Below are 8,083 nucleotides of genomic sequence, written 5' to 3'. Positions count from 1 at the left end.
TATCAAACAACATACTTGGTTATTTTTTATTTAACTATAAATCTAATAAAGCAATCGTTTACTTTATCTTTTTTATTTTTCAATAGATAAAGAGATTTCAGATAGCAAAAAAAATGGTTATTTAAATTATGATATTTAATGATCTAAATATAGTAAATCAACTAATGATAATGCTAAAATTCGCCTTTAGTTAACAGGGTAAATATCCCCACTACTTTTAAGAGTCTATCGTGAGAACGCTTTACTTTACTGCGCTGACAACAGGCATTCTTTCTGCCATTTGGGCATTTGTTGCTAATCAATTTGACTTATTAAGCTGGGCTGGCTTTTTAGGGTGTACAGCCTATTTTGCTTATCCGAAAGAGGGTATTAAAGGATTAGCCGTTACTATGGCTACCATTATGAGTGGTGTAATTTGGGCATTAGCGATTATTTATGGTAGCCAAGTCTTTAGTGATATTTCTATTTTTGGTTATGCTGTCACCGGTGTGATTGCCTTTGTGATGTGTATTCAAGCCAAAAGTGCGCTACTTGCTTATATTCCTGGCACCTTTATTGGGGCATGTACTCTATTTGCGGCTCAAGGAGATCTCTTTCAAACCATTCCGTCATTAATCGTTGGCGTTTTATTTGGCTATTCGATGAAAATGAGTGGGCTTTGGATCGCCAATAAATGGCGAAAAACAGCGTAATTTATTTATGCTAATTCAAATAGAAAAGCGGTATTAGCTAGCCTAAAACCGCTTTTTTTATTGACTCAACGGGCATAATTTAAAATTTATCGAAGATATATCCATAGATGATAACAATAATAATTTGATTATTTAAATTATTATATAATTTACATTTAATGAATTATATATTGGTCATTTAGTATAATGAAAACTCACTTTTTTAAATTTTAAAAAATAATTTTTTTATTATTAAATTTATCACTTACTAACAATATTTAATATTGTGCTTATTTTAATTTTCCGTCAAAAATAAGGAGAGAAAAACTTACTTTAAAAGGAAATTAATTATGAGTACAACACAATCAGCAAACTACAATATTATTGTGATGTCAGATCCACAACCTTGGCGTCTAGATCTGGATAATAATGACCCCAATAATGATCAATCCCGTTGGGAAACCACCGTAAAAAACGTTAGAGATAGTATTCAAGCATTACACCGTGAAAAATCTTTTGCTTTTGGCATTATAAATGGTGACTTAACAGAATTTGGTCGTCGCTCCCAACGTGAGAGTTTTCGTGCACTGTTTGCTCCCTCACCTTTAGGATTTAATACCTATGTTGGACTTGGTAATCACGATTATCAAAACAATGTGGGTGACTGTGCTGAGCCGAGTAATGCTGATTACAGTATGAATGCCTGTGCAAGAGGCATGGTTTTTGATATGCACTACCGTATTGAAGAGTATCGTAATTATGCGACTTCAGGTAATTTTAGATACGACAGTAGCGAATATTCAGGCAGTAAGGCTTACTCTTGGGAATATGGTGATATTCATTTTATTCAATTACAAAACTATCCCACTTATCATGTGGTGCTCGATCACTGGTCAGCTTCAACGATTAATGTCACAGATTCTATTGATTGGTTAGAAAAAGATTTAATTCAGGCGCGAAATCGCAATAAAACCATCATATTAAACTTCCATGATGGAAACCAACACTTCCCAGAAAAATCATCTCAAGAAGAGCTGACCTTCTTTAAATATATGCTAGAGCATTACGGGGTAAAGGCGGTATTTGTTGGGCATACTCATTATGTTGGTCAAGATAACCGTTATGGTGGCAGTGAGATCTTCGGCGATGTCCCAGTTTATAACAGCGGCGCTTTATTTAAAGGGGATTACTTATCTGTTGAAATTAATGACACACAACTCTCTATTGCGGTTTATAACGGATTATCAGGACAACCTCAGTTAATCGAACAATGGAATTAATTTAGAAAAGGAACTTTCATGATGCATTTAAATCCATTAAAAATCGCCATTAGTCCTTCATCGCTACCTGCAACACAGCCATTAATCTGTATCGACTACCAAGAGCTCCAAGACGATATGTTGGATATGATTAATCGCAATAGTAATGTATTGCCGACTATTGTAGATAAATTTAATGAGCAAGATCCACTAAATGCCCCCATCATTGTAGGACAAACTGTTATCGGACATATTATTGGTTTAGTCCCTGTTGTCGGTGGTGCATTATCAAAAATCACCTCCGCACTCTTTGGCATGATGAATAAAAATATGAAAGATAGCTCGCTCGCTAATCAAATTATTGAGCATGTCTCTCGTATTATTGACGCTAAAATTGCTGATAACAATGTTAAAATTATCAAACTCACCACCGAAGGCATATCTGACGTTTATCAGCTATTTTCTGATACCTTTGCGCGTTATCTTGATCCCACAATGCGTTATTCTGCACAACAAAAAAAAAGATTTACGAGAACAAGTACTCAACCGCTTTGATGATGTCATTACGACAATTGTTTCGCAACAACCATTAGTTTTAAATTTAGCACAATCCGCAGGTTTACCTTTCTATTGCCATTGTTGCGCCCTTTTTGTTGCAGCACACTACGATATCCTCACCAATAAAGACAAACTCGAATTAAGTGATAATTACTTTAAAAGTAATCTAAAAACATTAAGAAACAGTATCGATAAATTTAATAGCGCAATTCATACCGCCATTTATCAACAAACCTCCACGATATTTAAAGATGATTACAATAAAAGTAATACTTTTTTATCAGGTATTTATGTTTCTGGATTATCTTTTTATCAGGCTTGGGTAAAACGAAGTTTTGAAATTGAATTTAACACCCCTTTTTCTCGTTGGAATAGCTTAGAACTCTATGGAAAACGATTATAGCCATGATCCTAAAATCAGCTATTACCAGACTTACTTTAATATAGGAAAGGATATATTACATCGAACATCAATGTTACAGAGTATCGAGACCTATTCTCATATTGATGCCATTATTCGCATTAAACACAACTATTTAAGTACGGAAAAAGTCGCAGATAGCTTTCAATATGAGGGTTGTTATGGTGTAACAGGTGATAGCCGTGATATTTTAAAATCAGAAACTTTTTTTTACCCCAGATAGCAATAAACCCTATTTATCTCCTGATCACATTTTACCTTCTGTACGCTATATCTCTGACACCCCTTGGGGCGCATTGCACTATATGGTATTGGATGATGTAAACAATAATAGCTTTACCATTGGTCAAGGCAGTCGAGAAAACAAGTCTTATCTCAATATTCCCGGTTACTGTTTTAATGGCGTAAACCTTTATATCAGCCGACATAATGGTAAACAATGCCATGATGATTCAGGCGCTTGGCTAATGGAATCGGCTCCGATATTTCGTTTTTATGACGGCTATGCCTCTCTAACGCTAGAAACTGAAAACCACTTACTGATACCACAAAAAAGCTATGAACTGGATTTAAATCATGGGTTCGATACACAATTAAGCCAGGCTCAGTATGGTTATAGCGATATGTTGGTCGGTAAAAACTGTATTTTGTTAAATCAAGAAGCTTATTTTTGTTTACCTTCAGAAGAAACTATTGGAAAAACCGATAATCCACAAAAAATGAAAGTGTTACTACAGTGTGCCACTGAAAGTGATTGTTCACTTTCAGTTTCAGTAAGAACGGGTAATGCCATTAATGGTACATTAGTTGCTTCAAATACATTTTCACTCGGCCTAAATCAGGACAATATCGTTTATAAAATAACGCCTCTACTTAATCATCCTGTAACAGATAACAAAGCTTATTTTTGTACTTATCAGCTTGAATTAGACTATTTATTCATACATGAAAACGAATCAAATCTTTATTTTTATTTGCACTTTTCTAAACCCGATATCCTATTAGCGGATATTACCGTGCTGTTCTAGCTGATCACGTTGATAAAAACACCTAAGCTTGATCGTACTTAGGTGTTTTATCTATCACATTAATTTAATTGAAAATCTAATGAAACAATTAAAGGATTCAATAGGCTTTCGGGTTTAGGACCAATAGGTTTTACCCGCTTTACAGCAGCCATAGCCGCATTATCTAATGAAGAAATGCCTGAAGAATTTTGTATCTCAACCCTTGAAACGACACCTTCAGATGTGAGTGAAAAACTCACCACTACCTGACCTTCATGCTGCATGCGACGCGCTTGTGATGGATAACGTTTATGGCGCTCTATTTCTCGACGCAGTGAACTAATATAGTGATTGTCAGATTCGCCTTGCCCTATTCCTTTTTCGCTTAATGCATGACTTTTTCCTGCTAACGAACTTGCCGTATGTTGCGTTAAGCTTTCTGCCGATGCTTCTGATGTCGTTTGTGCTATTGGGTTTTCTAACTCACTCTGTTTTATCGGCTCTACTTTTTCTTGTACTACCGGTTTTTTTACGGGTGTAATGGGTTTTGGTTTTATGGGTATCGGTTTTTCTTTAGGTTTTTCAGGTAATTTCTTGGGCGCTTCAACAAATTCTCCTTTTTCGGCACTGGGCAAAACAATCGGCGCTTCTTGTGGTTCCGTTTCCAGTAAAGGCTCCGGCACAATGGTCGGTTGTTGGGGGGATGAAAATACAACTTGGTAAACGGATAATGTATTTTCTTGTTGCTGATGAATATGGTGTGCACTTTCTGTCATAGAAAGTGAACGTAACACCCAACTTAATATGGCGATATAAACTAACGATATACCGATTAACCAGTAATAAATATTAAGCGGATGCCTGACAGAAAGTGCCAACATAGCAAAAGCTCCTACTCTCTTTAATTAAAATTGTGCAGTCATACCCAATCGAAAGGTTCTTCCCGGTGCAGGCATACCTGATCGCGTTAAAGGATCAATATAGTATTCGTTTAATAAGTTACTGCCCGTTATTTCAAACGATAAATTAGGGCTATATTGATAATTAATATAGGCATCGACGGTAAAGACTTTTGCCCAACGCATTGGGTTGTTATTTTGACCGTACATTTCTCTTGGTAACTTTTCTTTTAGCCATTTTTCATCTTTATTTTCCACTTCTGATGAATAGAGCCAACGACTGCCTATTTCTAATTTATTCTCTAGCCAACGAGTCCCTAAATGTAAATTAACCGAATATTTAGGCTGAAGAGAGGTACGTAAAAAACCACCTGGGTAGCCCCCCCGTCATACACTCTTTAATTCCCAAGAAACCAAAAGGATCATAGTGACTAAAGGCATTTTTGTCGCATACCTTATTTTTAGGGCTATAAACAAGCGCGGTATCCATAAAAATAAAACCATTATCAAAACGCGCTTGAACTTCCATCCCCTCTAATACTTGCTTTTCAAATTGCCTAATTTGCCAATTCGCATCTCTATCAAATACATTTTCAATATTGGTATAAAAATAATTGATTTTAATATCAGCATGGCGCTCGACATTAAGCCAATCGGTCAAATCAAACACAAGCCCAAACTCTGTACTTTTCGCACGCTCTGGTTTTAATTTAAAGCCGTAATAGCGGGCTTTAGAGCCTGAAAACCCGCTAGTATCTTCAAATAAATTAGGTAATCGTAGCTGCTCGGTATAACGACCATAAAAACGCAATATCTCGTTGGCATACACCGTTGCAGACACTAAAGGTGAAAATGCCCCATGCTGATAACTGGGTTCAGGTGTAAAATTACCTTTATCATCATCAAGATAAATAGGGATTGGATTTATCACACCCATTTCATATTTATTAACTAATTTACCTGTAATTGGGTCAGGCACTTTTTCATTGATATCAGCATAACTACTTAAGAACATATTGTGACTTTTAGATAATTCGCCATTTTTGTCATAAAGTATGACGGTATATTCCGTTGTCATAAGGCGATTTTGGAGAGATTTTATATTGAGATTTCCTTGTTCATCACGAAGAAAATCATCTTGCATCATATCAACCTGCATTCTTTTAACTTCATTATGATTAATAATCTTTTCTTTTATTTCAGGTGGTAATTTTTCATATTCAGGATAAACAAATTTAGATTGTTGAAACTCACGCACCTTTTTAGTTACTTCTGGATAATATCGATAATTTTTAAGCTCTTCAGGTAATGTTGCTACATCGATCCGATGAATAGCTCGATATAATAAATATTCCTCCGCGGTTAATGTACGTCGATAAGGGAGAATAAAGCCTCTTATTGATGGAGACTTCTCATAACCTTTTACGTTATTACGTCGCTTATTATTTAAAAAGGTATCTGTTAAATGATAATAATGGTATTTCCCACCCGCAGTAACGGATAACCAAGAAAGTGGCTTCCAATCTGTGGAAAGCGCTAAATTAATTTCATGACGTTTTCCTGCTCGCCCAGAGGTAACAAAATCAAAATCTGCAGGTAATTCCAATTCATCGCTATCTAATATTTCAAATTGATAGTTACTGGAAAATGAAATAGAAAATTGCGGTGATAATTTAAATATTGAAGATAAATCAATACCATAACGATTATTTTCTTGATAAAGAGAAGATGTATCAATAAATCCCGTATCACAACTGAATTCCCATTCGGTATTTCTATTAGAAAACAAATCAACTTGTTTTGGCTCTCTTGGTTTACCACCACGAGTATTAGTATGCCCAGCAGTTAAATTACCCCATAATCGTAATAATAAATCAGTTTGTTTATCCTCTGATTTATATTGGTAGGTTAATATGCCTGCTTGTTGTGTAATATTCCCTAACGGCCATTGATTAACTAAATTTTTATCATACCGAACCCAACTTAAACGTGATGGCATAATATCGCCAAACAGTAAATCAGTGTATCGATAGTTAATGGAGAAACGGTGCGTTAATTCAGGAAATAATGTTCCTTTAACTAAAAGAGAGCGACTACGATTAGAGGTATTAGGTACTTCATTATTAGGTCGATAAATATGAGCAATAAAAGGTAAATAAGGCTCAAAATTTCTTCCACCATCCTTTACATGAACTGATTCAAGTAAATCTTGATCTGTCTCACTATAATTTTTGGCATTTCTTTTTCCGGCAAAATAATTTCCTTTTTCCCGCAATGCATAGGCAAATAATAAGTTAAATTTTTCCTCTTCAAAACCTAATCCAAGACGAAATGAATAATCTTGAAAGTTTTGTACTTTACTTTTTTTGAGGTGTGATTTCTAACGCAGGATCAATAATGTAAGCATTTTGCTGATAAAACTTCGGATAATAGCGATAATCTTCAATCATATTTGTATAAACTTCTTTATACCGTGTTGAATTATTACTAATATCTCCTTTAAAATTAATCCCAAAAGAGTCACCAATAAGGACAATATCTCGAATATCGAGGGTTTTTACTGCAATACCGCCACCAATCCCTGTTTTCATATCTGGGGTTAATGAAGGACCTTTTTCAATATAGATACTACTAATCAGATTGGAATCAATATAGTTACGATTAGAGGCACCACTGTAACCACGATAAACGGTAATTGCCTGCTCTGTCCCATCCACCGTAACTGGAATTCGCCCTTGTCCTTGAATACCACGAATATTAGGATCAAGCGCGCCACCATTACGAGCTTCACCACTATATACCCCAATGGCACTTTTTAATAAATCAGCAGGAGAGACACCTTGATAACGCTCTAATAGCTCTTTTCCTAAATAAACATTAGAGACATCTTTTTCATAAACTTGTGAATAACCTTGTGTATCTTTTTCTTTATTATCAGAAATCTGAATATGACCAAGATCGGTTTTATCTTCTTTGGCTTGCAGATAAAAGCAAGGTGAAACTAGTGATAGAGAAACGAAGATTGAAACAAATTTTCCGCTTTTTTAAAAAAGCATTATATGCATTGTTTTACCTATTAAAATTGATAAAAGGAAGTCACTTATTTAATTAAAAATTGTTTTTTCTAATTTTAAAATAACACTTCATGTTGCTGATATTGATATAACCAATCCACATTGCTTAATCTTCGGGTATAACGTAATTCTATTGCGGGATAAAACCCTAAAATAAAAGGTGATTTGTTTTTAATATTAGTTGTAAAAACAAC

At 34.9% G+C, this 8,083-nt stretch carries 10 protein-coding genes; 6 read left to right on the top strand and 4 right to left on the bottom strand.

Annotated features, from left to right (window positions below; all coding sequences use genetic code 11):
• The first annotated feature begins 230 nt into the window (after positions 1 to 230).
• The 6 genes from BHE89_RS05100 to BHE89_RS25060 all read left to right on the top strand — a co-directional run bounded on the left by BHE89_RS05100 (position 231) and on the right by BHE89_RS25060 (position 3,937).
• Positions 231 to 692: a DUF1097 domain-containing protein gene (locus BHE89_RS05100; protein WP_074454065.1), complete on the top strand. Its 462-nt coding sequence runs from the start codon at positions 231 to 233 to the stop codon at positions 690 to 692.
• Positions 693 to 1,021: 329 nt separating this feature from the next.
• Positions 1,022 to 1,951, top strand: coding sequence for a metallophosphoesterase (locus BHE89_RS05095; protein WP_069367359.1), 930 nt, complete (start codon positions 1,022 to 1,024; stop codon positions 1,949 to 1,951).
• A gap of 18 nt (positions 1,952 to 1,969) precedes the next feature.
• A complete protein-coding gene (locus BHE89_RS25075; protein WP_286145905.1) occupies positions 1,970 to 2,485 on the top strand; it encodes a hypothetical protein in 516 nt (171 codons plus the stop codon).
• Complete coding sequence (locus BHE89_RS25070) at positions 2,415 to 2,891, top strand: hypothetical protein (RefSeq protein ID WP_286145904.1); 477 nt, start codon at positions 2,415 to 2,417, stop codon at positions 2,889 to 2,891. Before BHE89_RS25075 ends, BHE89_RS25070 begins: the two co-directional genes overlap by 71 nt.
• On the top strand, positions 2,875 to 3,132 hold the full coding sequence (locus BHE89_RS25065) for a hypothetical protein (protein WP_286145903.1): 258 nt from the start codon (positions 2,875 to 2,877) through the stop codon (positions 3,130 to 3,132). Before BHE89_RS25070 ends, BHE89_RS25065 begins: the two co-directional genes overlap by 17 nt.
• A gap of 82 nt (positions 3,133 to 3,214) precedes the next feature.
• Entirely contained in the window at positions 3,215 to 3,937 is a 723-nt protein-coding gene (locus BHE89_RS25060) for a hypothetical protein (protein ID WP_286145902.1), read from the top strand.
• Between the two features lie 59 nt (positions 3,938 to 3,996).
• Here the strand turns inward: BHE89_RS25060 and BHE89_RS05085 are convergent, their stop codons facing one another.
• The 4 genes from BHE89_RS05085 to BHE89_RS25045 all read right to left on the bottom strand — a co-directional run bounded on the left by BHE89_RS05085 (position 3,997) and on the right by BHE89_RS25045 (position 7,757).
• A complete protein-coding gene (locus BHE89_RS05085) occupies positions 3,997 to 4,797 on the bottom strand; it encodes a TonB family protein (RefSeq protein ID WP_069367360.1) in 801 nt (266 codons plus the stop codon).
• 24 nt (positions 4,798 to 4,821) lie between these two features.
• Positions 4,822 to 5,073, bottom strand: coding sequence for a hypothetical protein (locus BHE89_RS25055; protein ID WP_353615107.1), 252 nt, complete (start codon positions 5,071 to 5,073; stop codon positions 4,822 to 4,824).
• An 82-nt stretch (positions 5,074 to 5,155) separates the two neighbouring features.
• On the bottom strand, positions 5,156 to 7,090 hold the full coding sequence (locus BHE89_RS25050) for a TonB-dependent receptor domain-containing protein (protein WP_286145901.1): 1,935 nt from the start codon (positions 7,088 to 7,090) through the stop codon (positions 5,156 to 5,158).
• A gap of 82 nt (positions 7,091 to 7,172) precedes the next feature.
• Positions 7,173 to 7,757: a TonB-dependent receptor plug domain-containing protein gene (locus tag BHE89_RS25045; protein ID WP_286145906.1), complete on the bottom strand. Its 585-nt coding sequence runs from the start codon at positions 7,755 to 7,757 to the stop codon at positions 7,173 to 7,175.
• Positions 7,758 to 8,083: the final 326 nt, after the last annotated feature.

Origin of the sequence: Shigella sp. FC1967 (assembly GCF_001743005.1) — a bacterium.
Classification (GTDB): Bacteria; Pseudomonadota; Gammaproteobacteria; order Enterobacterales; family Enterobacteriaceae; genus Proteus.
This window is presented reverse-complemented; position numbering and strand designations above follow the sequence as displayed.

Bases quoted from the DNA above. Each gene is read 5' to 3' on its own strand.
- BHE89_RS05095 (WP_069367359.1), top strand. From the start codon at position 1,022: ATGAGTACAACACAATCAGCAAACTACAATATTATTGTGATGTCAGAT.
- BHE89_RS25075 (WP_286145905.1), top strand. From the start codon at position 1,970: ATGATGCATTTAAATCCATTAAAAATCGCCATTAGTCCTTCATCGCTA.
- BHE89_RS25065 (WP_286145903.1), top strand. From the start codon at position 2,875: ATGGAAAACGATTATAGCCATGATCCTAAAATCAGCTATTACCAGACT.
- BHE89_RS25060 (WP_286145902.1), top strand. From the start codon at position 3,215: ATGGTATTGGATGATGTAAACAATAATAGCTTTACCATTGGTCAAGGC.
- BHE89_RS05085 (WP_069367360.1), bottom strand. From the start codon at position 4,797: ATGTTGGCACTTTCTGTCAGGCATCCGCTTAATATTTATTACTGGTTA.